Raw genomic sequence first — 22,752 nt, 5'->3', positions numbered from 1 at the left:
GCTCCGTCCAACAGGGCGGAGAGCAGCATTTACGCTAATTTCTTGTACTTCATGCGCTGCGGCACCATGGCAGAATCGCCTTTGCGCTTCTTGTGGTCTTCGTCGTAGTCGCTGAAGTTGCCTTCGTAATAAATCACTTCGCCGTCGTCTTCAAACGCCAGTATATGAGTAGCCACCCGGTCCAGAAACCAGCGGTCGTGAGAGATCACCAAAGCCGAGCCCGGGAAGTTCAGTAGGGCTTCTTCCAGAGCACGCAGGGTTTCCACGTCCAGATCGTTAGTCGGTTCGTCCAGCAGCAGCACGTTGCCGCCCTCTTTTAACAGGCTGGCCAGGTGCAGGCGATTACGCTCGCCACCAGACAAGTCGCCCACCCGCTTTTGCTGGTCGGAGCCTTTGAAGTTAAAGCGGCCGGCATAGGCCCGCGATGGCGTTTCGTAGTTGCCTATCTTGATAATGTCTTGGCCGTCGCTGAGCAACTCCCAAACGGTTTTGCTGCCGTCCAGGTCGCGGTTCTGGTCCACATACGCCAGCTTTACGGTCTCGCCGATGGTAATGCTGCCAGTATCGGGCTTGTCTTCGCCGACGATCATACGGAACAGGGTTGATTTACCCGCGCCGTTACCGCCGATGATACCCACGATAGCGCCCTGTGGTACCTGTAAAGACACGTTTTCATACAGCAGGTGATCGCCAAACGCTTTGCTAATGCCGTTCACTTCAATCACTTGGTCACCCAAGCGCGGCCCGGGTGGAATGTACAATTCGTTGGTTTCGTTGCGCTTCTGGAATTCCTGCGAACTCATTTCCTCAAAGCGTGCCAGGCGGGCCTTGCTCTTGGACTGGCGGCCTTTGGCGTTACTGCGCACCCATTCCAGCTCGTGTTTCACGGCTTTTTGATGTGAGGCTTCTTGCTTGGATTCCATCTCCAGGCGATTCTGTTTGTTTTCCAGCCATTGACTGTAGTTGCCTTCAAACGGAATGCCGTGGCCGCGATCCAGTTCCAGAATCCAGCCGGCAACGTTGTCCAGAAAGTAACGGTCGTGGGTGATGGCTACAACGGTGCCGTCATAGTCGTGCAGGAAGCGCTCTAGCCAGGCGACGGATTCGGCATCCAGGTGGTTAGTGGGCTCGTCTAGCAGTAGCATGTCCGGGCCAGACAGCAGCAGGCGGCACAGGGCAACGCGGCGGCGTTCACCACCGGACAGGTTTTTCACCATCTGGTCCCAGGCGGGCAGGCGCAGGGCATCAGCGGCAACTTCCATTTTGCGCTCAATGTCGTGGCCGTCGGTTGCCTGAATAATGGCTTCCAGTTTTTCCTGCTTTTTGGCCAGAGCGTCAAAGTCGGCATCCGGTTCGGCATAAGCGGCGTACACTTGGTCAAGTTCTGCTAGCGCATTGTGAACTTCGGCTACGGCTTCGTCGACAATTTCCTTAACGGTTTTGCTGTCGTCCAGCTCTGGCTCCTGGGGCAGATAGCCCACATTGATGCCGGGCTGAGGGCGGGCTTCGCCCGAATAATCCTGATCAATGCCGGCCATAATGCGCAGCAGGGTGGATTTACCAGACCCGTTCAAGCCGAGCACGCCAATTTTGGCGCCCGGGAAAAAGCTCAGGGAAATGTCCTTGAGTATCTCGCGTTTGGGCGGAACCACTTTGCCAACTCGGTTCATGCTGAATACGTACTGGGCCATAAGGGTGGAATCCTCCAGAATTTAAAATGTGCGGAATTAACCGCAATAAGGTAGCGAAACAGCCCTGCTATAGCAATTGCAGCAGATTTCACAGGCTAGGGGACGGATTTAAAATCCGTCCCCGGTCAGCAGGGTTAACAGGCAGGGGACAGATTTCAAATCTGTCCCCAAACAGCAGGTTTCGTAGGCAGGGGACAGATTTAAAATCCGTCCCCTGCTTTAAATCTGCCCTCGGTTTGAGCAGTGAGGAACTATGTGTTGGCCTGCGTCAACAGTCGCTGGCGGTTTAAAGGGTGATTTTACCCCCGACAATGAGCTAGAATAGTGGGCTAAAATTTACGGTCAGCCAAGCACACAGAGGCAGCGCATCCATGTTTAATCGTGATATGAAAATCGCCGGTTTTGACGACGAGCTCTGGAACGCCATGCAGGCGGAGAGCCATCGCCAGGAAGCTCATATCGAGCTGATTGCGTCGGAAAACTACACCAGCCCGCGGGTGATGGAAGCGCAGGGCAGCGACTTGACCAACAAGTACGCCGAAGGTTATCCCGGCAAGCGTTACTACGGTGGGTGTGAGTTTGTAGACATTGCCGAGCAGCTGGCTATTGATCGCGCCAAAGAATTGTTCGGAGCGGCCTACGCCAACGTGCAGCCGCACTCTGGCTCACAGGCCAACTCGGCGGTATTTTTAGCGCTGCTGAATCCGGGCGATACGGTACTGGGCATGAGCCTGGCCCACGGTGGCCACCTAACCCACGGCGCCAGCGTGAATTTCTCTGGCAAAATCTACAATGCCGTTCAATATGGTATCGACACCGACACAGGTCTGATCAATTACGACGACGTGGAAGCGCTGGCGGTTGAGCACAAGCCGAAGATGATCATCGCCGGCTTCTCCGCTTATTCGCAGTATCTTGATTTCGCCCGTTTCCGCGAGATTGCCGATAAAGTGGGCGCCTACCTGTTTGTCGATATGGCTCACGTAGCCGGCCTGGTGGCAGCGGGTGTTTACCCTGATCCAGTCCCCCACGCCCACGTGCTGACCACCACCACCCACAAAACCCTGCGAGGCCCCCGCGGCGGTCTGATTCTGGCCTGTAACGACGAAGCCCTGCACAAGAAACTGAACTCCGCGGTATTCCCCGGTGGCCAGGGTGGCCCGCTGATGCACGTGATCGCGGCTAAGGCAATCTGCTTTAAAGAAGCCATGAGCCCCGATTTCAAGACGTATCAGCAGCAAGTGGTTAAAAACGCCGCGGCCATGGCCGAAGTGTTTGTTGATCGCGGTTTTGACGTGGTGTCCGGCGGTACCAAAAACCATCTATTCCTGTTAAGCCTGATCAAACAGGACATCACCGGTAAAGACGCCGATGCAGCACTGGGCCGGGCTCACATTACCGTGAACAAAAACGCGGTGCCGAACGACCCGCGCTCGCCGTTTGTTACCTCGGGTTTGCGCATTGGTACGCCGGCTATTACCACTCGTGGTTTTGCCGAAGCGGAATGTCGCGAACTTTCCGGCTGGATTTGTGACATTCTTGCCGACCTGAACGACGAAGCCGTGATTGACCGTGTGCGCGGGCAGGTTGAAGCCCTGTGCGCCCGCTTCCCGGTATACGCGTAAGTTGCCAGTTGTTACCCCAGGCCAGGCCCGTTTGGGCTGGGCCTGGGGTTCTCTCCAGAGTTTCTGATTATGCATTGTCCATTCTGTGCTGAAGACGATACCAAAGTGATTGACTCGCGCCTGGTGGCAGAAGGCAATCAGGTGCGTCGCCGCAGGGAATGTTTTTCGTGCCGTGAACGGTTCACTACCTTTGAAACCGCCGAGTTGGTTATGCCGCGGGTAGTGAAACAGGACGGCACACGCCAGCCTTTTGACGAAGAAAAGCTGCGTTCGGGGCTGATGAAAGCGCTGGAAAAACGCCCGGTCAGTATTGAACAGATAGATACCGCGCTGAGCCATATCAAAGCGCAGCTGCGGGCCACCGGCGAGCGCGAAGTAAAATCCATGCGCCTGGGCGAAGAGGTGATGACGGAACTGCGCCAGCTAGACAAAGTAGCCTATGTGCGTTTTGCGTCGGTCTATCGCAGCTTCCAAGATGTGAATGAATTCAAAGAAGAAATCGAGCGTCTTACGGCCGGCAGTGGTGATTCGGTGGCAGACGTAACTAAGGCGTTGGCGGATTCGGGCGCGGAAAAAAAGTCATGATCACCACTCGCGACCGGGCCTTTATGGCCCGTGCTGTTCAGTTGGCTTGGCGTGGCCGTTATTCCACCCATCCGAACCCCCGTGTAGGCTGCGTGATTGCCCGCGGGGATCGCATTTTGGGTGAAAGCTGGCACGAACGCGCCGGAGAAGCCCACGCCGAAGTACGTGCGTTGAGCCAGGCCGGTACTGCCGCCCGCGGCTCTACAGCGTATGTCACCCTGGAACCCTGCAGCCATTTCGGGCGCACACCGCCTTGCGCCAAGGCTCTGATAGAAGCCGGAGTTGCACAGGTTTTTTTTGCTACGCTGGACCCAAACCCCAATGTGTCCGGTCGCGGGCTGGAGATGCTCAGGGCCGCCGGCATTCGTGTCCACGTGGGTTTGCTGGCAGACGAAGCCGCCAAGTTGAACCCGGGCTTTATGAAACGCATGATCAGCGGGCGCCCTTGGGTACGGCTGAAAATGGCCGCCAGTCTGGACGGCCGCACAGCTATGGCGTCGGGCGAGAGCCAATGGATTACCGGGCCAGAGTCGCGCAGCGACGTTCAGCGTCTGCGCGCCATGAGTGACGCCATTCTGACCGGAGTGGGTACGGTGCTGGCGGACGATCCATCGTTAACCGTGCGGCGCGAAGAAATGGGCGATATTGGCAGCGCCACCGAGCCCGGGCGGCAACCGCTACGGGTAATTGCCGACCGCGATACCCGCACGCCAGCATCTGCGAAAATCTTCCGCGGAGGTAAAGTACAGGTATTCTGTGCTACCGCCTCGCTGGCGACCAGCGCGGCCCAGGATCTGGCTGCGTTGGGCATACGCCTGCGTGGCGTAGCCTGGCACGATAAGGGTGTGAACGTGGCCGAAATGCTCGACACGCTAGGCGATATAGGCATCAATGAAGTGCTGGTAGAGGCCGGACCAACTCTGGCAGGCAGCTTTATCAGTGAGAATCTGGTGGATGAACTCTGGCTCTATCAGGCCCCGGTATTTCTTGGCAGTACCGGGCGGCCAACGGCCAATTTGCCGCTGGAATCCATGGCAGACAAAATACAATGGCAGGTGCTTGACCGCCGTCAGTTAGGCGCTGACCAGCGGCTGATTCTGGCGCGTCGTTAACTATCAATTCACGGTGGCTCCGGGCAGGAGCGCTGCAAGGGTGCAACCGCGTTATGGCACTGAATACGATCGAAGATATTGTTGAAGATATTCGTCAGGGCAAAATGGTTATTTTGATGGATGACGAGGATCGCGAAAATGAGGGCGATCTGGTCATGGCGGCCGAGCATTGCGAGGCTGAGCATATCAACTTTATGGCCCGTTTTGGTCGTGGGCTGATCTGTATGCCGATGACCCGCGATCGCTGCAAGCAGTTGGGGCTGTCGTTGATGGTTAACCAGAATGCTTCTGGTTTTGGTACCAAGTTCACTGCGTCTATTGAAGCGGCGGAGGGGGTTACCACCGGTATTTCCGCTGCTGACCGTGCCCGTACGGTGCAGGCCGCTGTCGGCCGCGATGCCCAGGCATCAGACCTGGTGCAACCGGGCCATATTTTTCCCTTGATGTCAGACGCCGGCGGCGTGCTCAGTCGCGCTGGCCACACCGAAGCGTCCTGCGATCTGGCAGCGTTGGCGGGTTGTGAGCCGGCGGGCGTCATCTGTGAAATCATGAAAGACGATGGCTCTATGGCGCGGCGCGAAGATCTCGAAGCCTTTGCCGCCGAGCACGACCTGAAAATAGGCACCATCGCAGACCTGATACACTATCGCACCACCAACGAACGTACGGTTGAGTGCATAGAGAAAAACGAGCTAGACACCGAATACGGCCTTTTCAAGCTGCACACCTACCGTGACAGCATTCATGGCACCACTCATCTGGCCTTGACCATGGGGGACATTTCCCCGGAGCAGTCGGTGCATGTACGTGTACATATTACCGACACCCTGCGCGACTTGCTGGGAGCCCGCCGCCGCGATTCCCGCAGCTGGCCGTTGCACCGGGCGCTGCAAAAAGTGGCTGCTGAGGGGCTCGGTGTTGTGGTTTTGCTTAACGGTGCCGAAGACAGTTACAACCTGGAAGACCGTATTCAGGAATTCTATGAGCATGGCCGTAGTGGCGCCGGTAAAGACAGCTCTGGCGTGTACTTTACGGTAGGCACTGGTTCGCAAATTCTGCGTGATATTGGTGTGGGCAAAATGCGGCTGTTAAGTCCGCCGATGAAATTCTCCGCCATTTCCGGTTTTGATCTGGAAGTGGTTGAGTACGTGCCTTACATTCCCGAATGATCAATCCGCTGCCGTATGCTGCGGCAGCCTGACAGGAGCCACCGATGGCGGAAATTCAAGTAATTGAAGGTGATTTTATCCACTGCAGCGGCCGTTATGCTCTGGTTGTGGGGCGTTTTAACGGTTTTGTGGTAGAGAGCCTGGTGGACGGTGCTCTGGATACCCTGACCCGCCACGGTATCGCGGATGAAGACATTGTTGTGATTCGTGTGCCGGGTGCTTACGAAATGCCGTTGGCGGTCAAGCGCGTTGCAGAGACGGGCAATTACGACGCCATTATCGCCCTGGGCGCGGTCATTCGTGGGGGCACGCCGCATTTTGAGTACGTTGCCGGCGAAGCGGCCAGTGGTTTGGGTGCTGTCAGTCTGGAAACCGATATTCCGGTAGCCTTTGGTGTTCTGACCGTAGATTCCATCGAACAGGCTATTGAACGTTCAGGCACCAAAGCTGGTAATAAAGGCGCAGAAGCGGCCATCACAGCGCTTGAAATGGTCAGCCTGTTCAAGAAGCTGGGTGAGTAATGAGCCTACCTGAAGACACTATTCCCGGTGCAATTCCCGGTACAACACCCGGTACAACACCTGGTACAACCCCCGATCCGGCCTCAAGCCCGGGAAAACCTGCCCAGCCTAAAGCCGGTGATCGCCGCCGCGCTCGCGGAATGGCAATGCAGGGGTTATACCAGCGCCATTTCAGTAAAAGCGCGATTTCTAATATTGAAGCCGAGTTCATGGTTGATAACGACATGAGCAAAGTGGACCTGCTGTATTTTCGTGACCTGCTGCATGGCACCAGCCGTGAGCAGGCTGAACTGGATCGCCTGATCGAGCCGTTTCTGGATCGTCCGCTACAAGAAGTAGATCCGGTAGAGCTGGCCATTGTGCGCCTGGGTGCTTACGAGCTTAAATTCCGCCTGGATGTGCCCTACAAAGTGGTCATTAACGAAGGCATTGAAATGGCGAAACGCTTTGGCGGGACTGAAGGCCACCGGTTTGTAAACAGCATCCTCGATAAACTAAGCCGCCGGTTGCGGCTGGCTGAAATTCGCCCCCGCTAATGAGTGCAATGGGAGAGTTTGAGCTGATTCGCCGTTATTTCGCGCCGATGGCGAAGGTGGCCACGCCCGCCTCAGACGGCTCCGGTTTGCTGCTTGGAGTGGGTGATGACTGCGCTATTCAGCGTGTGCCTGCCAATAATGACCTGGTGTTTTCAGTGGACACGCTGGTTGAAGGCGTGCACTTTCCGGTTGGTTATTGTTCGCGCTTTTTGGGTTGGCGCGCGCTCGCCGTTGCGGTTAGCGATCTGGCCGCCATGGGCGCACAGCCGGTGTGCTTTACACTGGCTTTGACCTTGCCTGCCGCCGATGACGCCTGGCTGGAAGGCTTCGCTGCGGGGCTGGCTCAGGCTAGCCAACAGTTTGGCATTGTGCTGGCCGGTGGTGATACCACTCGAGGCCCCCTGACGTTGAGCCTGCAGGTACATGGCACCGTTCCACAGGGCCAGTCTCTGCGTCGCGACGGCGCACGTGAGGGAGACCTTGTGTGCGTTAGCGGCCAGCTGGGTGATGCCGGTGCGGCGCTGGATTTTTTGTACGACACGGTTCCCGCAACGGACGCGGCCAGTGTACTGCAGCGCTACCATTACCCGCAGCCACGGCTGGAACTGGGTATTGCGCTGCGTTCGGTGGCTTCCGCAGCCATTGATATCTCCGATGGGCTGCACGCCGATTTGCTGCACATTTTGCGAGCCTCTGGCGTGGGTGCAACCATCGATCTTGCAGTACTACCGCTGTCGGCAGCCCTGCGGCGGATAAAAGGCGACGCAGCGGCAGGGTTTGCCTTGCAGTCTGGTGACGATTACGAACTCTGCGTCACCGTTCCCGAACAGCGCTGGGCCGCCGCCAGCCGCGGGTTGCAACAGCAACTGACGGTGATCGGGCAGGTGCAGCAGGAGCCAGGCTTGCGGCTAAATGCAGACGCAGGTATGGTTTATTCACGGCGTCCGGGCTTCGATCACTTTTCGATCACTTAGCAGCGGGCGGCTGACATTCTTCATACCATACTGCGTCAGGGCCCCAATGAGCCAGAACGACTTTTCAACAGAATCGGATCTACCGGAAGGCCTATTGCCTCCCGGGTTTTTGCGCGATCCTGTCCACCTTCTTGCGTTTGGCTTTGGCAGCGGCGCAATGCCCCGTGCCCCCGGAACCTGGGGCAGTCTGGCGGCCATTCCCATCTGGTATACGTTTGCCTGGTTACCCCAGCCAATATACTGGGCCATTGTGGCTTTGGCGTTTATTGTGGGTGTGTGGCTGTGCGGAAAAACCGCTCGCGACCTGAAAGTGCACGATCATGGCGGTATTGTCTGGGACGAGTTTGTAGGCATGTGGATTGCCCTGGGGCTGTTTCCGGACCACATCGTTGGCGTATTACTTGCGTTCGTCATGTTCCGTTTTTTTGATATTATAAAACCCTGGCCCATTAACTGGCTGGACGAGCGCCTGCCTGGCGGCTTCGGCATTATGGTGGACGACGTAGTGGCCGCCATCATGGCCCTGGTTTGCCTTTACCTGATTGATCTGTGGCTTATGCCGCAGGTTTTTTCCTGACAACGGCATAGTTTTCGTGAAACTGGCGCCTGCGGCGCTTGCCCTGTTCACGGCCGCTGGTCAGAATGCGTAGAACAAAAACTGGCTGTAGCCGATACAGTTGATTTTGCACCTTTTCTTTATTGTTGCATCAAGGAGATCCAATGAATTATTGCCGTCTGTCTGGCTCGTTTTCTGTTTTCAGGTTGCTGCTTCCTGCCGTTATTCTGGTATTTCTTGCTGGCTGTTCCAGTTCCATGACCCGGGTAGAAACCTGGCAGGGTAACCCGGCTCAGGCCGTGAATGCGGCGACGTTGAAAGCACCGGGAGAAATTCGGGTAACCGAGGTTAACGGGCGCTCCGTAGGCAACTTCCTGATGGACGATCTGGCGCTCGACTACGCTCTTTTGCCCGGCAAGAACGACGTGGTGTTTGTTTACAAAACCATTTGGGCAAAGACCACCGTCGTAGACAATGGCGAATCCAAGGTTGATGTGGTCGAAAGTAAGCCGCAATTGGCCAGCTTTGATGCCAAAGCGGGCACCGTCTACGAATTCCGCTTTAACAAGCCGACGACGCGTAGAGAAGCCGAGCGCGACATGAAAGATTTTTCAGCGGAAATTGTAACCAGTGGTGGCCAGGTAGCGACCGTATCTGAGAATTACGTGCCAAGCCAGGCTCTGGCCAGAACACCTATTCCGGGAGCCGCGGGCGTACAAGCGACATCAGCCGCAGTGCAAGGCAATGCTTTGGACACTCTGAAAGCCGTTTGGGCAACCGCCTCAGACGAAGAGAAAAAAAACTTCCTGCGCTGGGCGTTCGAATAACGCTCACGCCTTGGAAAGGCTGCGTGCCACAAAAAAACCTGCACCGTTGCGATGCAGGTTTTTTTGTGAGTAAAGGGTTTAAATTGCCGGGTAGTTGTTGTTTAACTAATGCGGGCAACCGCAATGTCGGCCAGCAGGTGGAGCGCGTCCAGGTGTTCGCTGGCGGGTAGGCTTTGCAAGCAGTCCTTAGCCTGCTGCGCCTGATCTTTGGCTTTGGCCATGGCGTAATCCAGTGCGCCGGTGGTGTTTATAATCGCCAGCACCGGTTGCAGATCGTCTAGCCCGCCCTTGCGGATCGCGCGGCGAATCAGCTGTTTTTCGTCATCGTTGCTGTTGGCTATGGCATAAATCAGCGGTAATGTGGTTTTGCCTTCGGCCAGATCGTCACCCACGTTTTTACCCATGGTTTCGGCGTTACCGCGATAGTCCAGTACGTCGTCCACCAGTTGAAATGCCAGTCCCAGATGATTGCCGTAATTCTTCAGTGCCGTCTCCTGGGTGTGGTTTGCGCCGGCTAGCAAGGCGCCGGAGTGCGACGAGGCCTCGAACAGCATCGCCGTTTTGTTATGAATCACCTGCATGTACTGGTTTTCGGTCAAATCCGGATTCTTTACATTCATCAGCTGCATTACTTCGCCTTGGGCAATCACCGCGGTGGCGTGTGATAACACCTTCATGATTGGCAGGCTTTCCAGCTCGACCATCATTTCAAAGGCGCGGGCGTATAGAAAGTCGCCCACCAGCACGCTGGGTGCGTTGCCCCACTTGGCGTTGGCGGTGCTGCGCCCGCGGCGCATATCGGAGGTGTCCACCACGTCGTCATGGAGCAGGGTGGCGGTGTGCAAAAATTCGATAACGGCGGCCAATTTCAGGTGATTGTCTTCGCTGTAGCCGGCAGCGCGACTTGCAAGCAAAACCAGCAGCGGCCGCAAGCGCTTGCCGCCGCTTTCAATAATATACTGCGCAATTTTTTCGACCATCGGAACATCGGATGACAAACGCTGGATAATCAGTTCGTTAACGCGGCTGAAGTCGTCTGCTACGGTGTCGTAGATGCGCTGGGCTGTCATGAAGGATTCCGGTGTTTGGCGGTGTTGTTGCTGTCGATAAAACAGGCAAGTCGCGGCAATGCTAGGTAACAAGGCGAAGAGTGTCAACACAGCTTGTATTGCGTGGCGGCTTTTCGTACAATCACGCGCCCAACTCATCCCAACCTGCGCTCCCTGCTATAGGGTCGCCAAAGCGCTTCCCTTAGAACCAGGTGGATAAGAGCAGATGGGTCAATCGCGGAGAGTAGACATGTACGCAGTTATTGTTAGCGGTGGCAAACAGCACCGGGTTAAGGAAGGCGAAACTCTGAAGCTAGAGAAGCTGGAAGTAGAAACCGGTGGTAACATCGAGTTCGACCGTGTTTTGCTGATCGCCAACGGCGAAGATGTTAAAGTAGGTACGCCGGTTGTTGAAGGCGCCAAAGTGACGGCAGAAGTCGTCAGCCACGGTCGTCACGACAAGATTCAGATTATCAAGTTCCGTCGCCGGAAGCATTCTATGAAGCGTCAGGGCCACCGTCAGTGGTTTACTGAAGTAAAGATCACGGGTATCCAGGGCTAGTCCAGGTAAAAAGCCGGTGAACACCCCTTAATTAGGAGGCCTATCATGGCTCATAAAAAAGCAGCAGGTAGTACCCGTAACGGTCGCGATTCAGAGTCGAAACGACTTGGTGTGAAGCGCTACGGCGGCGAAAGCGTGTCCGCAGGCAGCATTATTGTTCGTCAGCGCGGTACCCGTTTTCACCCAGGCACCAACGTTGGGCTGGGCAAGGATCACACCTTGTTCGCCAAAGCCGAAGGCCAGGTGAAGTTCGAAGTCAAAGGCCCCAAGAACCGCAAGTATGTAAGCATCGTTTCAGCTGCATAGGTCGTGGTCTCCGAGAGCCCCGCACTGCTTCATTGAGGCTGCGGGGTTTTTTGGTTTGTAGGGTTTCGCTTTCAGTGCACCGTTATCAGTAAGAGTTTCAATCAGCATCGTAAAGATCAGTCAACATCGTAAAGAACCGCAGCCAATACCATAAAGAGCAACAGCTAATATGAAATTTGTAGACGAAGCCACCATCATTGTGGAAGCAGGTACGGGCGGCCACGGTTGCCTGAGTTTCCGCCGTGAAAAATACGTGCCCCGGGGCGGGCCTGACGGTGGCGATGGCGGCGATGGCGGTTCTGTGTATCTGGAAGCCAACGATGCTCTGAACACCCTGATTGATTATCGCTTTCAGCGCCAGCACAGGGCCCATAACGGCGAACAGGGTTCCGGCCGCAATTGCACCGGTATCAAAGGCGAAGATCTGGTGTTGCCGGTCCCGGTAGGTACCACCATAGTGGATATGGACACCCACGAAGTGCTGGGTGATCTGACTCGCATAGGCCAGCGTCAGAAAGTCGCTCAGGGCGGTTTTCACGGCCTTGGCAATACCCGCTTTAAGTCTTCTATTAACCGTGCGCCACGGCAGACGTCAAAAGGCTCCGAGGGCGAAACCCGAAATCTGCGGTTAGAGCTGAAAGTTCTGGCCGATGTGGGCTTGCTGGGTATGCCCAATGCTGGTAAGTCCACCTTTATTCGTTCGGTATCTGCGGCGACGCCAAAAGTGGCGGATTATCCGTTTACCACTTTGGTGCCAAATCTGGGCGTGGTCAGAGTGCAGAATCACCAGAGTTTTGTGATTGCTGATATTCCCGGTTTGATTGAAGGCGCCGCCGAAGGTGCTGGTCTGGGCATCCGTTTTCTGAAGCATTTGGTGCGCACCCGCCTGCTGCTGCATCTGGTAGACGTGGCCCCTTACGACGGTTCATCGCCGGCCTATGCGGTGAAAGCCATCGCCCACGAGCTTGAAAAGTTCAGCGAAACCCTGGCCAATCGCGATCGCTGGCTGGTGCTGAACAAAGTTGACATGGTGCCGGAAGAAGAGCGAGAGGCTCACTGCCAGGCCATTGTTGATGAGCTGGAATGGAAAGGTCCGGTATTTCGTGTTTCTGCCCTGACCGGTGAAGGCACCAAGCCGCTGACCCAGGGGGTTATGCGCTGGATTGAAGAACGCGCGGCTGAAGAGGCTGAAAACCCTGAAGCTGCCGAGCAGGAAGCCGTTCGCCGGCGCCAGATGGACGAGGAGGCCCGCGCCCGCATCACCGAAGAAAAAATGGCTCGCCGCGCGGCCCGCGAAGAAGACAACGACGACGACTTCGACGACGATGATCATGACGTAGAAGTGGTTTACGCCCCGGAGTAGGTGGCACCTGTAAGAGACCGTATTTAAATCATGACTGAACGCGCCCAGCTGCAACAGGCCCGCCGCCTGGTGGTGAAAATCGGAAGTGCTCTGTTAACCAACGACGGTAAAGGCCTCGATGTGCCTGCTCTGGGCCGCTGGGTAGACCAGATGGCGGCGCTGATGCAGGCCGGTGTCGAGTTGGTAGTGGTGTCATCCGGCGCTGTTGCCGAGGGCATGAGCCGGTTAGGCTGGACCCGCCGGCCGCAGCAGGCCCATGAATTGCAGGCAGCCGCGGCCGTAGGGCAAATGGGCTTGGTGCAAACCTGGGAAGCACAGTTCAAGCGCCACGGCATACACACCGCCCAGATTCTGCTGACCCACGACGACCTGTCTGATCGCAAGCGTTACCTGAATGGCCGCAGTACCCTGCGGGCGTTATTGGAGCTGGGCGTAGTGCCGATCGTGAACGAGAACGACACGGTAGTGACCGATGAAATCCGTTTTGGTGACAACGACACTCTGGGTGCATTGGTGGCCAATGTGGTTGAGGCTGACGGCCTGATTATCCTCACAGATCAGCTGGGTCTGTTTGATAAAGACCCGCGCAAGCATAGCGACGCAACACTGGTGAACGAGTGCTTCGCCAGTAACCGCGACCTGGACGCCATGGCCGGCAGTAGCGCCGGCGCAGTGGGCCGCGGGGGCATGCAGACCAAGCTTCGTGCGGCGCGATTAGCAGCACGCTCAGGGGCCTTCACGGTGATTGTGGGCGGGCGCATCGACAATGTTCTGGGGCGGCTGCGCGAACGCGAAGCGCTGGGTACGTTTTTATTGCCGGAGCAGGGCCGTGTAGCGGCTCGCAAGCAGTGGCTGGCCAGCCACCTGCAAACCCGTGGCTCTCTAGTAATTGATGATGGTGCGGCGTGGGTGTTGCGGCAAGGTGGTCGTAGCTTGCTGCCTGTAGGCGTTACCCGTATTACTGGTGAATTCCGCCGCGGCGAGATGGTGGCGTGTCTGGATGAGCAGGGTAAAGAAGTGGCACGCGGCCTGGTGAATTACGACGCCGCTGCTGCACGTTTGATTGCTGGCCAGTCCAGTGATCGCATCATGGAATTGCTGGGCTTTATGACCGGAGAAGAGCTGATTCACCGGGACAACATGGTGATAGCCTCTTAGGATAGTGATCGCCTTTTAGAAGGTAATCGCCTCTTAGCGTTATTCTTTGCCGTTTCTGCAGACATAAAAAAAACCGGCCAGCTGGCCGGTTTTTTGTGCACCCAAATGGCTTACGCCGCTTGCAGTGCCTTCACCTTGATGTTCAGGCGGCTCTTAATGCGAGCAACCTTGTTCTTGGGGAAGATACCCTTGTTAACCATGCTGTCCAGAATCGGCTGGGCTTGCAGAAAAGCAGCTTTCGCGCCTTCATAATTGCTTTCGGCGATTTGAACGTGAATTTTTTTCATGTACGTACGAGCCATAGAACGCAGGCTGGTGTTGTGCTTGCGACTGTTCTCGTTCTGACGTGCACGCTTTTTGGCTTGCGGGGAATTTGCCACCGTAAAACTCCTGAAAGTACTTGAATTCGTTGCTGAATATTTGGTTTGAGAGCGCCAGATGCAGTTGCAGTAACCCTTCAGTCACCCGTATCGCAACTCTCTTTCATCGCGGGCGCGCCAGATCCAGCGCGTCGAAATAAATGACGCAGAATTATGCCGCCAACGGCGAGACCTGTCAAGTCAAAAAGTGCCAATGCCAGCGGAGGCAGGGCTTGTGATAAACTCCCGCTTCTCTAATTTCGTCGGCCAAAACACCATGTCTGAACAATCTCCCGGGCCCCAGGGCCCGACACCCGAATCCCCGCCCCCATCAGAGCCTTCGGTGCCGGCCGTTAGCGCGATTAAACCTGCGCCGGGCCTGCTGCGCTCGTCTGGTGTGGTAGGGGTGATGACCATGACGTCGCGGGTGCTGGGGCTGGTGCGGGATATGGTAATTGCTCGCTATTTTGGTGCCGGTGCTGGTGCAGACGCGTTTTTTGTGGCCTTCAAGATTCCTAACTTTCTACGCCGGTTGTTTGCAGAAGGTGCGTTCTCGCAAGCGTTCGTGCCCGTGCTGTCGTCTTATCGCGAAAACCAGCCGGCAACCGAAGTAAAGCGCCTGGTGGATGCGGTTGCCGGTTCGCTGGGCCTGGTGCTGTTGGGGGTCACGCTGGTGGCCATGCTTGGCGCGCCAGTGCTGACGGCGGTGTTCGCGCCGGGCTTTCTGGGCGACGACATAAAATTCGCACTGGCCAGCGATATGTTGCGGATCACCTTCCCTTATTTATTGCTGATCTCGTTGACGGCGTTCGCCGGTGGCATTCTCAACAGCTACGACCGCTTTGCCGTTCCTGCGTTTACGCCAGTGTTGCTGAACCTGGCGATGATTGCTGCCGCCGTGTGGCTAGCGCCGCTCATGAACGAGCCGATAATGGCGCTGGCCTGGGGCGTGTTGATTGCTGGCGCCTTACAGCTGTTTTTTCAACTACCGTTTTTAATGCGCTTGGGCCTGATGCCGCGGCCGCGGGTGGATTACCGCCACGAGGGTGTTAGCCGGATTCTGAAGCTGATGGTGCCGGCGCTGTTCGGCGTATCGGTAAGCCAGATCAACCTGTTGCTGGACACCGTTCTTGCCTCTTTTCTGCAAACCGGCAGTGTGTCCTGGTTGTACTATTCTGACCGACTTGCGGAGCTGCCGTTAGGGGTATTCGGTATAGCCATTGCCACGGTGATTTTGCCCAGCTTATCCCGCAAGCACACGGCAGACTCGGCGGATCAGTTCTCTGCCACTCTGGACTGGGCGGTGCGGGCGGTGTTAATCATTGGTGTGCCGTCTGCGTTGGCCCTGGGATTGCTAGCCGAGCCGCTTATTGCCACTTTGTTCCACTACGGTGAAGTGACTGATTTCGATGTGGCCATGTCGGCCCAAAGTCTACGCGCTTATTCCGCGGGCCTGCTGGCATTCATGGTTATCAAAGTGCTGGCGCCGGGCTTTTTTGCCCGCCAGGACATTCGCACCCCGGTGAAAATTGGCATCATCGCCATGGTCGCTAATATGGTGTTTAACCTGATACTAATTTTCCCCTTGGCCCACGCAGGCCTGGCGCTGGCCACATCGTTGTCGGCCTGGCTCAACGCCTTTTTGCTGTGGCGCGGATTGAAAGCCATCGGTGCTTGGCGCAGCCAGCCCGGTTGGGGCAAGTTCGGGCTGCAGCTCGCGCTGGCCAATGGCGCGCTGGTGGCGGTGATTTTGTGGCTGAACGTGCCAGTGAGTCAGTGGCTGGCAGCCGGCGGCTTTCAGCGCTCCCAGGATATGGCAATACTGGTGATTGCAGGCGCACTTGCGTACTTTGTTACACTGGCGCTGGCCGGGGTGCGTATAAAACATTTTCGCCACAGGTAAGGTATAATCCTGCGCCTTATCATGTGCCAAACGCTGATTGGTTCTAATCCTTGGTTCGATTTTATTGTCGCGATTCATTGATAATATTGATTGGCAATATCCACTAGTAAAGAGGTTTGCTTTGCATGCGCTTGATTCGCGGCCTGACTAACCTGAAAATGCTGTCGCGATCGGGCGAAGGCCCACTGGCGCGTGGCTGCGTGGCTACCGTGGGCAACTTTGACGGCGTGCACCGCGGCCATCAGGCGATTCTGGAGCAGGTAAAAACACAAGCCGAAAAGCATAACTTGCCCTCGGTTGTGGTGATTTTTGAACCCCAGCCCCAAGAGTTCTTTCGTGGTGTGGATGCGCCGCCGCGACTGACCGGTTTCCGCCAGAAAGTGGAAGCTTTGCGGGGGCAGGGTATCGATGCAGTGCTTTGCCTGCGTTTTGACGAGCAGTTCCGCCAGTTTTCGGCCTGGGGCTTTGTGGATAGCCTACTGATTCAGGGCCTGGCGGTGAAACACCTGGTGGTGGGCGACGACTTCCGTTTTGGTTGTGACCGCTCCGGTGATTTTAAATTTTTGCAAAAAGTGGGCGCCGACGCCGGCTTTACGGTTGAAAGCACCCGCACCGTAGTGATCGAGGGCGACCGCGTTAGCAGCACCCGCATCCGTAAACTGCTGGCTGACAATCAGCTGGATAGCGCCGAGCATTTACTGGGGTGGAAATATCACATTGCTGGCCGCATTGTTTATGGGCGCCAGCTGGGGCGAGAGATTGGTGCGCCAACGGCGAATATCCGCCTGGCCCAAATACCCGCCTTGCAGGGTGTTTACGTGGTAAAGGCCAGGTTGGCCGACAGCAGCGAGCACGACGGCATTGCCAATATTGGCTTGCGGCCGACCGTCGACGGCAAACACCCGGCGCTGGAAGTGCACCTGTTTGATTACGCCGGCACGCTGTACGGCCAGAGGCTTGAGGTCACCTTTCGCCATGGCCTGCGTGATGAAGTCCGCTTTGAATCGGTGGACGCCCTGAAAACCCAGATTGCCAAAGATTTCAGCAGCGCCCGGCGCTGGCTTGCTGAGAGCCTAGCTCAGAACCTTGCTGCGAATCACACTACGAATACAGACTGACCCAAACTGACCTAATAGAGCACGCACAGCCATCATGAGCGACTACAAGCACACTCTGAATCTGCCGGAAACCGCTTTTCCCATGCGCGGTAACCTGGCCAACCGCGAGCCTGAAATGCTCAAGCGCTGGCAGGACCTGAACGTTTACGCCAACTTGCGCGAACAGCGCGCCGGGCGTAACAAGTTCATTCTTCACGATGGCCCTCCTTACGCCAACGGCAGCATTCACATTGGGCACGCGGTTAACAAAATTCTGAAGGACATGATTGTAAAGTCCCGCGGTTTCATGGGCTTTGATGCGCCTTACGTGCCCGGTTGGGACTGCCACGGCCTGCCTATCGAGCACAAAGTAGAGCAGAAAATCGGCAAAGCCGGTGTGAAGGTCGATTACAAAACCTTCCGCCAGGCCTGCCGCGATTACGCCACCAAGCAGATTGCCGGACAGAAAGCCGACTTTATTCGCCTGGGCGTGATGGGTGAGTGGGACAAGCCCTACCTGACCATGGATCCGAAAGTAGAAGCGGGCATTGTGCGCGCGCTGGGTAAAATTGTGGACAAAGGCCATCTGGTGCGCGGCTACAGGCCTGTCTACTGGAGCGTGGTAGGGCAGTCGGCTCTGGCCGAAGCGGAAGTAGAGTACCAGGACAAGACCTCTACTCAGATCGACGTGCGTTTTACCGCAGTGGATCAAGCCAAAGCCCTGTCGCTGTTCAATACCAGCGCCGGTGAAGGCGATGTGTCCGTCGTCATCTGGACAACCACGCCCTGGACCATTCCCGCCAACCAGGCGGTGTCATTGGGCGCTGAATTGGATTACGCGCTGGTGCAAACCGATGTGGGTGCCGGCCCCGAGCGCATGATTCTGGCCAGCGCTATGGTAGAGGTCGTTATGGCGCGCTGGGATGTGACCGGTTACCAGGTGCTGGCACAATGCACCGGTGCCCAGCTGGAGCACTTGGCGCTGCAGCACCCGGTTTATGACAAACAGGTACCGGTGATTCTGGGCGATCACGTGTCTACCGATGCAGGTACCGGCGCCGTTCACACCGCGCCAGACCACGGTATGGAAGACTTTGTGGTGGGCAAAATCTACGGCATTGGCACCCTGAATATGGTTCAGGCCGATGGCACCTACACCAGCGCTACCGGCGAGTTCGCCGGCGTTCACGTCTACAAGGCTGATGACCCGGTCTGCGACGCGCTGACCCGCGAAGGCAAACTGGTACGCAAAGAAAAGTTCCGCCACAGCTTTCCCCATTGCTGGCGCACCAAAACACCGCTGATTTACCGCGCCACACCGCAGTGGTTTATCAGCATGGAAAAAGAAAACCTGCGCGCCGACGCTCTGGAAGCGATTAAGGGCGTGCGTTGGGTGCCCACCTGGGGTCAGAACCGCATCGAAGCCATGGTGGGCCAGTCGCCGGACTGGTGCGTATCGCGCCAGCGCACCTGGGGCGTGCCGATTACCCTGTTTATCCACAAAGAAACCCAAGATTTGCACCCGAACACCCAGAGCCTGGTCGAAAAAGTGGCTCAGGCTATCGAGATCGATGGCATTGATGCCTGGTATGACCTGGATGCCCGCGAGCTTCTGGGCGACGACGCCGACCACTACGAAAAAGTGTTGGACACTCTGGACGTATGGTTTGATTCCGGCGTGACCCACGAATCGGTTTTGCGGGTACGCGAAGAGCTGGGCCAGTTCCCGGCCGATTTGTATCTGGAAGGTTCTGACCAGCACCGTGGCTGGTTTCAATCGTCCCTGAAGACCTCCATCGCCATCAATGGCGTGGCACCGTACAAACAGGTGCTAACCCACGGCTTTACCGTGGATGGCAAGGGTTACAAAATGTCCAAATCCTTGGGCAACGTGATCGCGCCGCAAGAGGTCACGAACGATCTGGGCGCCGACATCCTGCGCCTGTGGGTAGCAGCCACCGATTACAGCGGTGAAATGACCGTCTCCAAAGATATTCTGCGTCAGAGCGCCGACGGCTATCGCCGCATCCGCAACACCGCGCGCTTCCTGATGAGCAACCTGACCGGCTTCGAGCCAGCCAAGCACACGGTGGCCCCGGCCGACATGATGGCGCTGGACCGCTGGATGGTAGATCGCGCACTGCAATTGCAGAGCGAAATCCAAGAAGACTATGAAAACTACGCCTTCCTGCGGATTTACCAGAAAGTGTACAACTTTTGCGAATCCACTTTGGGCGGCTTTTACCTCGACATCATCAAAGATCGCCAGTACACCACCCAGGCTGACAGCCTGGCGCGGCGTTCGTGCCAGACCGCGCTCTACCATGTGGCCGAAGCGCTGGTGCGCTGGATTGCGCCGATTTTGAGCTTTACCGCCGATGAAATCTGGCAGCACCTGCCGGGCGAACGCGGCGACACCGTATTCTACGAAACCTGGTACCAAGGCCTGAGCGAAATGCCGCAAAGCGTAGAGCTGGGACGTAATTACTGGCGTGACATTTTCGCCGTAAAAGAAGCGGTGAACAAACGGCTGGAAGATGCCCGCAAGCAAGGCGTTATCAAGGGCTCCCTGAGCGCCGAGGTGACGCTGTTCTGCGATGGCGAGCTGGCTGAAAAACTAAAACACCTGGGCGAAGAATTGCGCTTTGTGCTGATCACTTCGGAAGCTGACGTGAAGCCGGTAAGCGAGGCGGTTGACGCCGAACAAACCGGTTATGAAGGGCTGTGGGTGCAGGTGCGCCCCGCCAGTAATACTAAATGCGAGCGCTGCTGGCACCACCGCGCCGACGTGGGCAGCCACGCAGAACACCCCGATTTGTGCGGCCGCTGTGTTACCAACGTGTATGGCCCGGGTGAAACCCGCGCCTTCGCCTGATGGGCTCTACCATGGCAAAATCCGGCGATAGCGGCAAATCCGGCGCGGGCAAACTGAAGTGGTTGTGGCTGACGGTGCTGGTGATCGCATTGGATCTGGGCACCAAGGCAGTGGCCACTGCCATGCTCAGTTACGGCAGCCCGGTACCGGTGATGCCGTTTTTCAATTTTACTCTGCTGCACAACACCGGTGCCGCCTTCAGTTTTTTAGCCGGTGCCGCCGGCTGGCAGCGCTGGTTTTTTGTGATCCTGGCGCTGGTGGTTAGCGTAGTGCTGGTGCTATGGATGAGAAAGCTGGAGCGCCATGAAACCTGGTCTGCCATTGCTTTTGCGCTGATTCTTGGTGGCGCCCTGGGCAATGTGTACGACAGGGTGGTACATGGCTACGTGGTGGATTTCCTCCATTTTTATTGGCAGAACTGGCATTTCCCGGCCTTTAATCTGGCCGACACCGCCATCACCATTGGTGCTGCTATGATCATACTCGACACGTTTCGCAAACCCGCCGATGCGGACAAAAAAGGCGACTGATTAAGATGAAAGAACTTCCTGTAGACAAAGGCACCCGGGTTACCCTGCATTTCGCGTTGAAATTCGACAGCGGCGAAGTGGTTGACACCACCTTCGACAAAAACCCGGCTACCCTGGATATTGGCGATGAAAGTTTGCCAGCGAATTTTGAAGCTTATTTGATGGGCATGGTAGCCGGTGACAAGGCCAGCTACCAGGTGCCACCGGAAAAAGCCTTTGGCCAGCGCAACCCCAACAACTTACAGTTGATGAAGCGCCATGTGTTCGGCGCCGACATGGTGCTGGAGCCAGGTGTGGTGGTCTCCTTTGCCGACGCGCGTAAGCAAGAGCTGCCGGGTACCATCAGCCGGGTAGAGGGCGATGAAGTAGAAGTGGACTTCAATCACCCGTTGTCTGGGCGTACACTGACTTTTGATGTAGAAATTATAGACGTAGAGCCGGTAGGCCCTGCGCACTGAACTCCTGTGGGCTGAGATAGGAACACTATGCAAATTCGTCTGGCAAACCCCCGTGGATTCTGCGCCGGTGTCGACCGCGCCATTGATATTGTTAACCGTGCTCTGGACGTGTTTGGCGCGCCTATTTATGTGCGCCATGAAGTGGTGCACAACAAATTCGTGGTAGACAACCTGCGCAAGCGCGGCGCCATTTTCGTGGAAGAACTGAGCGAAGTGCCAGACGACAAGCTGGTGATTTTTAGCGCCCACGGCGTGTCCCAGGCGGTGCACAAAGAGGCAGCCGACCGTGGCCTGAAAGTCTTTGACGCGACCTGCCCACTGGTCACCAAAGTGCACATCGAAGTCATGCGTTACAGCCGTGACGGCAGCGAGTGCGTGCTGATTGGCCACCATGGCCACCCCGAAGTGGAAGGCACCATGGGCCAGTACAACTTCGCCAACGGCGGCGATATCTACCTAGTGGAAAACGAAGCCGACGTAGCAAAGCTGAACGTTAAAAACCCCGAAAAGCTGGCCTATGTCACCCAAACCACCTTGTCGATGGATGACACGGCCCGTGTAATCGACGCCCTGCGGGCCAAGTTCCCGAAGATTGAAGGGCCGCGAAAAGACGACATCTGCTACGCCACCCAGAATCGCCAGGACGCCGTCAAACAAATGGCCGACGAGTGCGACCTGATGCTGGTGGTGGGCTCCCCCAACAGCTCCAACTCCAACCGCCTGCGCGAACTGGCGGAGCGCATGGGCACACCGGCCTACCTGATTGACGAAGCCGCACAAATTGATCCCACCTGGCTAGACGGCAAAAAATCTATAGGCGTAACCGCCGGCGCTTCCGCCCCGGAAGTACTGGTAAGCGCCGTGATCGCCCGCCTGCGGGAACTGGGTGGTGAAGTGCCGCAAGAGATTGCCGGGCGTGAGGAGAATATTGTGTTTTCTATGCCGAAAGAGTTGAGAATCGATGCCATCGAATTAAACTGAGTTTCGATGGCATCGACAACCCGTTTTACCAGCATCCTGCCATAGCCGCACCGCGATCACCTTGTTCGTCAAGTGTGAGAGTACCACAGTCGTCATTTGCCTGACCTCCCGTTGGCACGGCCTGGAGAGTGAAGGCACCCTGAGTAACATCAGCAGAGAAGCTGATGTTGTAAAAGGCGGTCCCATTCTGTGGTGATTGAACAAAGGGCAAAGTAGGATTGTCTGGAGGGGTATTTGTAGTATCTCTGTAGTCAAACCCGTTCGAATAGCGCCGCTCCATCCACTGTGACAGCTCCAAAAGGTCGGACTTTGCCGTGGTCTGACGTGTCTTCTTAACCTGGCTCTGATAAGAAGGAAACGCGATCGCGGCGATTATGCCAATAATCGCAACGACAATCATCAGTTCAATCAGCGTAAAACCAGTTTGACTTTGAGTCTTCAAAATATCACGTCCTCACGTTTTTTTGCTTCGTGGCAGTAATTATTGATTAACGGTTTCCTGGTAGAACGTTTCG

The 22,752-nt window shown here is 56.4% G+C and carries 23 protein-coding genes; 19 read left to right on the top strand and 4 right to left on the bottom strand.

What is annotated here, in order from left to right:
* Positions 1–29: 29 nt before the first annotated feature.
* Positions 30–1,691, bottom strand: a complete 1,662-nt coding sequence (ettA, locus tag ATI45_RS11220; RefSeq protein ID WP_098419573.1) for an energy-dependent translational throttle protein EttA — start codon at positions 1,689–1,691, stop codon at positions 30–32.
* Between the two features lie 371 nt (positions 1,692–2,062).
* Here ettA and glyA point away from each other — a divergent pair, with 371 nt between their 5' ends.
* From glyA to ATI45_RS11175, 9 genes are all read left to right on the top strand, one after another.
* The gene (gene glyA / locus ATI45_RS11215) at positions 2,063–3,316 is read left to right on the top strand and encodes a serine hydroxymethyltransferase (protein ID WP_098419572.1); all 1,254 of its coding nucleotides are present in this window, start codon (positions 2,063–2,065) and stop codon (positions 3,314–3,316) included.
* A 69-nt stretch (positions 3,317–3,385) separates the two neighbouring features.
* Positions 3,386–3,901, top strand: a complete 516-nt coding sequence (nrdR, locus tag ATI45_RS11210) for a transcriptional regulator NrdR (protein WP_098419571.1) — start codon at positions 3,386–3,388, stop codon at positions 3,899–3,901.
* Positions 3,898–5,013, top strand: coding sequence for a bifunctional diaminohydroxyphosphoribosylaminopyrimidine deaminase/5-amino-6-(5-phosphoribosylamino)uracil reductase RibD (ribD, locus tag ATI45_RS11205; RefSeq protein ID WP_098419570.1), 1,116 nt, complete (start codon positions 3,898–3,900; stop codon positions 5,011–5,013). Before nrdR ends, ribD begins: the two co-directional genes overlap by 4 nt.
* A 53-nt stretch (positions 5,014–5,066) precedes the next feature.
* Positions 5,067–6,182: a bifunctional 3,4-dihydroxy-2-butanone-4-phosphate synthase/GTP cyclohydrolase II gene (gene ribBA / locus ATI45_RS11200; RefSeq protein ID WP_098419569.1), complete on the top strand. Its 1,116-nt coding sequence runs from the start codon at positions 5,067–5,069 to the stop codon at positions 6,180–6,182.
* A 44-nt stretch (positions 6,183–6,226) separates the two neighbouring features.
* Positions 6,227–6,703 carry a 6,7-dimethyl-8-ribityllumazine synthase gene (gene ribE, locus ATI45_RS11195; RefSeq protein ID WP_018405127.1) on the top strand — a complete coding sequence of 159 codons (477 nt, stop codon included), beginning with the start codon at positions 6,227–6,229 and terminating at the stop codon, positions 6,701–6,703.
* The gene (nusB, locus tag ATI45_RS11190) at positions 6,703–7,239 is read left to right on the top strand and encodes a transcription antitermination factor NusB (RefSeq protein WP_098419568.1); all 537 of its coding nucleotides are present in this window, start codon (positions 6,703–6,705) and stop codon (positions 7,237–7,239) included. Before ribE ends, nusB begins: the two co-directional genes overlap by 1 nt.
* A gap of 8 nt (positions 7,240–7,247) precedes the next feature.
* Complete coding sequence (gene thiL, locus ATI45_RS11185; protein ID WP_098419567.1) at positions 7,248–8,213, top strand: thiamine-phosphate kinase; 966 nt, start codon at positions 7,248–7,250, stop codon at positions 8,211–8,213.
* Between the two features lie 46 nt (positions 8,214–8,259).
* Complete coding sequence (locus ATI45_RS11180; protein ID WP_098419566.1) at positions 8,260–8,790, top strand: phosphatidylglycerophosphatase A; 531 nt, start codon at positions 8,260–8,262, stop codon at positions 8,788–8,790.
* Positions 8,791–8,933: 143 nt separating this feature from the next.
* On the top strand, positions 8,934–9,596 hold the full coding sequence (locus ATI45_RS11175; protein WP_098419565.1) for a DUF2057 family protein: 663 nt from the start codon (positions 8,934–8,936) through the stop codon (positions 9,594–9,596).
* A 101-nt stretch (positions 9,597–9,697) separates the two neighbouring features.
* Here ATI45_RS11175 and ATI45_RS11170 read toward each other — a convergent pair whose 3' ends face one another.
* Positions 9,698–10,666 (bottom strand): polyprenyl synthetase family protein, encoded by a 969-nt coding sequence (locus ATI45_RS11170; RefSeq protein ID WP_098419564.1) that lies wholly within the window; start codon positions 10,664–10,666, stop codon positions 9,698–9,700.
* A 229-nt stretch (positions 10,667–10,895) separates the two neighbouring features.
* Here ATI45_RS11170 and rplU point away from each other — a divergent pair, with 229 nt between their 5' ends.
* From rplU to proB, 4 genes are all read left to right on the top strand, one after another.
* On the top strand, positions 10,896–11,207 hold the full coding sequence (gene rplU / locus ATI45_RS11165) for a 50S ribosomal protein L21 (RefSeq protein WP_098419563.1): 312 nt from the start codon (positions 10,896–10,898) through the stop codon (positions 11,205–11,207).
* Between the two features lie 45 nt (positions 11,208–11,252).
* Positions 11,253–11,513: a 50S ribosomal protein L27 gene (gene rpmA, locus ATI45_RS11160; RefSeq protein WP_014870019.1), complete on the top strand. Its 261-nt coding sequence runs from the start codon at positions 11,253–11,255 to the stop codon at positions 11,511–11,513.
* A 169-nt stretch (positions 11,514–11,682) separates the two neighbouring features.
* On the top strand, positions 11,683–12,876 hold the full coding sequence (gene cgtA / locus ATI45_RS11155; protein ID WP_098419562.1) for an Obg family GTPase CgtA: 1,194 nt from the start codon (positions 11,683–11,685) through the stop codon (positions 12,874–12,876).
* Between the two features lie 30 nt (positions 12,877–12,906).
* Entirely contained in the window at positions 12,907–14,034 is a 1,128-nt protein-coding gene (gene proB / locus ATI45_RS11150; protein WP_098419561.1) for a glutamate 5-kinase, read from the top strand.
* A gap of 110 nt (positions 14,035–14,144) precedes the next feature.
* Here the strand turns inward: proB and rpsT are convergent, their stop codons facing one another.
* Positions 14,145–14,414, bottom strand: coding sequence for a 30S ribosomal protein S20 (gene rpsT, locus ATI45_RS11145; protein ID WP_098419560.1), 270 nt, complete (start codon positions 14,412–14,414; stop codon positions 14,145–14,147).
* 256 nt (positions 14,415–14,670) lie between these two features.
* Between rpsT and murJ the strand changes: the two genes are divergently transcribed.
* From murJ to ispH, 6 genes are all read left to right on the top strand, one after another.
* Positions 14,671–16,296, top strand: a complete 1,626-nt coding sequence (murJ, locus tag ATI45_RS11140; protein WP_416376566.1) for a murein biosynthesis integral membrane protein MurJ — start codon at positions 14,671–14,673, stop codon at positions 16,294–16,296.
* A 125-nt stretch (positions 16,297–16,421) separates the two neighbouring features.
* Positions 16,422–17,414, top strand: coding sequence for a bifunctional riboflavin kinase/FAD synthetase (gene ribF / locus ATI45_RS11135; RefSeq protein WP_098419558.1), 993 nt, complete (start codon positions 16,422–16,424; stop codon positions 17,412–17,414).
* A 34-nt stretch (positions 17,415–17,448) separates the two neighbouring features.
* Positions 17,449–20,268 carry an isoleucine--tRNA ligase gene (ileS, locus tag ATI45_RS11130; RefSeq protein ID WP_098419557.1) on the top strand — a complete coding sequence of 940 codons (2,820 nt, stop codon included), beginning with the start codon at positions 17,449–17,451 and terminating at the stop codon, positions 20,266–20,268.
* Entirely contained in the window at positions 20,268–20,798 is a 531-nt protein-coding gene (lspA, locus tag ATI45_RS11125; protein WP_098419556.1) for a signal peptidase II, read from the top strand. Before ileS ends, lspA begins: the two co-directional genes overlap by 1 nt.
* A gap of 5 nt (positions 20,799–20,803) precedes the next feature.
* A complete protein-coding gene (locus ATI45_RS11120; RefSeq protein ID WP_098419555.1) occupies positions 20,804–21,256 on the top strand; it encodes an FKBP-type peptidyl-prolyl cis-trans isomerase in 453 nt (150 codons plus the stop codon).
* A gap of 27 nt (positions 21,257–21,283) precedes the next feature.
* Positions 21,284–22,237 (top strand): 4-hydroxy-3-methylbut-2-enyl diphosphate reductase, encoded by a 954-nt coding sequence (gene ispH, locus ATI45_RS11115; protein ID WP_098419554.1) that lies wholly within the window; start codon positions 21,284–21,286, stop codon positions 22,235–22,237.
* A gap of 25 nt (positions 22,238–22,262) precedes the next feature.
* Here the strand turns inward: ispH and ATI45_RS11110 are convergent, their stop codons facing one another.
* Complete coding sequence (locus ATI45_RS11110; RefSeq protein ID WP_098419553.1) at positions 22,263–22,679, bottom strand: type IV pilin protein; 417 nt, start codon at positions 22,677–22,679, stop codon at positions 22,263–22,265.
* Between the last annotated feature and the right edge of the window lie 73 nt (positions 22,680–22,752).

The organism is Marinobacter sp. LV10MA510-1 (assembly GCF_002563885.1).
Classification (GTDB): Bacteria; Pseudomonadota; Gammaproteobacteria; order Pseudomonadales; family Oleiphilaceae; genus Marinobacter.
The sequence above is the reverse complement of the archived record's forward strand: the minus strand, read 5'-3'. Positions and strand labels throughout refer to the sequence as shown.

What these genes read in the sequence shown, in the direction of transcription:
- ettA (WP_098419573.1), bottom strand. Translation starts at nt 1,691, where the DNA reads ATGGCCCAGTACGTATTCAGCATGAACCGAGTTGGCAAAGTGGTTCCG.
- glyA (WP_098419572.1), top strand. Translation starts at nt 2,063, where the DNA reads ATGTTTAATCGTGATATGAAAATCGCCGGTTTTGACGACGAGCTCTGG.
- nrdR (WP_098419571.1), top strand. Translation starts at nt 3,386, where the DNA reads ATGCATTGTCCATTCTGTGCTGAAGACGATACCAAAGTGATTGACTCG.
- ribD (WP_098419570.1), top strand. Translation starts at nt 3,898, where the DNA reads ATGATCACCACTCGCGACCGGGCCTTTATGGCCCGTGCTGTTCAGTTG.
- ribBA (WP_098419569.1), top strand. Translation starts at nt 5,067, where the DNA reads ATGGCACTGAATACGATCGAAGATATTGTTGAAGATATTCGTCAGGGC.
- ribE (WP_018405127.1), top strand. Translation starts at nt 6,227, where the DNA reads ATGGCGGAAATTCAAGTAATTGAAGGTGATTTTATCCACTGCAGCGGC.
- nusB (WP_098419568.1), top strand. Translation starts at nt 6,703, where the DNA reads ATGAGCCTACCTGAAGACACTATTCCCGGTGCAATTCCCGGTACAACA.
- thiL (WP_098419567.1), top strand. Translation starts at nt 7,248, where the DNA reads ATGGGAGAGTTTGAGCTGATTCGCCGTTATTTCGCGCCGATGGCGAAG.
- ATI45_RS11180 (WP_098419566.1), top strand. Translation starts at nt 8,260, where the DNA reads ATGAGCCAGAACGACTTTTCAACAGAATCGGATCTACCGGAAGGCCTA.
- ATI45_RS11175 (WP_098419565.1), top strand. Translation starts at nt 8,934, where the DNA reads ATGAATTATTGCCGTCTGTCTGGCTCGTTTTCTGTTTTCAGGTTGCTG.
- ATI45_RS11170 (WP_098419564.1), bottom strand. Translation starts at nt 10,666, where the DNA reads ATGACAGCCCAGCGCATCTACGACACCGTAGCAGACGACTTCAGCCGC.
- rplU (WP_098419563.1), top strand. Translation starts at nt 10,896, where the DNA reads ATGTACGCAGTTATTGTTAGCGGTGGCAAACAGCACCGGGTTAAGGAA.
- rpmA (WP_014870019.1), top strand. Translation starts at nt 11,253, where the DNA reads ATGGCTCATAAAAAAGCAGCAGGTAGTACCCGTAACGGTCGCGATTCA.
- cgtA (WP_098419562.1), top strand. Translation starts at nt 11,683, where the DNA reads ATGAAATTTGTAGACGAAGCCACCATCATTGTGGAAGCAGGTACGGGC.
- proB (WP_098419561.1), top strand. Translation starts at nt 12,907, where the DNA reads ATGACTGAACGCGCCCAGCTGCAACAGGCCCGCCGCCTGGTGGTGAAA.
- murJ (WP_416376566.1), top strand. Translation starts at nt 14,671, where the DNA reads ATGTCTGAACAATCTCCCGGGCCCCAGGGCCCGACACCCGAATCCCCG.
- ribF (WP_098419558.1), top strand. Translation starts at nt 16,422, where the DNA reads ATGCGCTTGATTCGCGGCCTGACTAACCTGAAAATGCTGTCGCGATCG.
- ileS (WP_098419557.1), top strand. Translation starts at nt 17,449, where the DNA reads ATGAGCGACTACAAGCACACTCTGAATCTGCCGGAAACCGCTTTTCCC.
- lspA (WP_098419556.1), top strand. Translation starts at nt 20,268, where the DNA reads ATGGGCTCTACCATGGCAAAATCCGGCGATAGCGGCAAATCCGGCGCG.
- ATI45_RS11120 (WP_098419555.1), top strand. Translation starts at nt 20,804, where the DNA reads ATGAAAGAACTTCCTGTAGACAAAGGCACCCGGGTTACCCTGCATTTC.
- ispH (WP_098419554.1), top strand. Translation starts at nt 21,284, where the DNA reads ATGCAAATTCGTCTGGCAAACCCCCGTGGATTCTGCGCCGGTGTCGAC.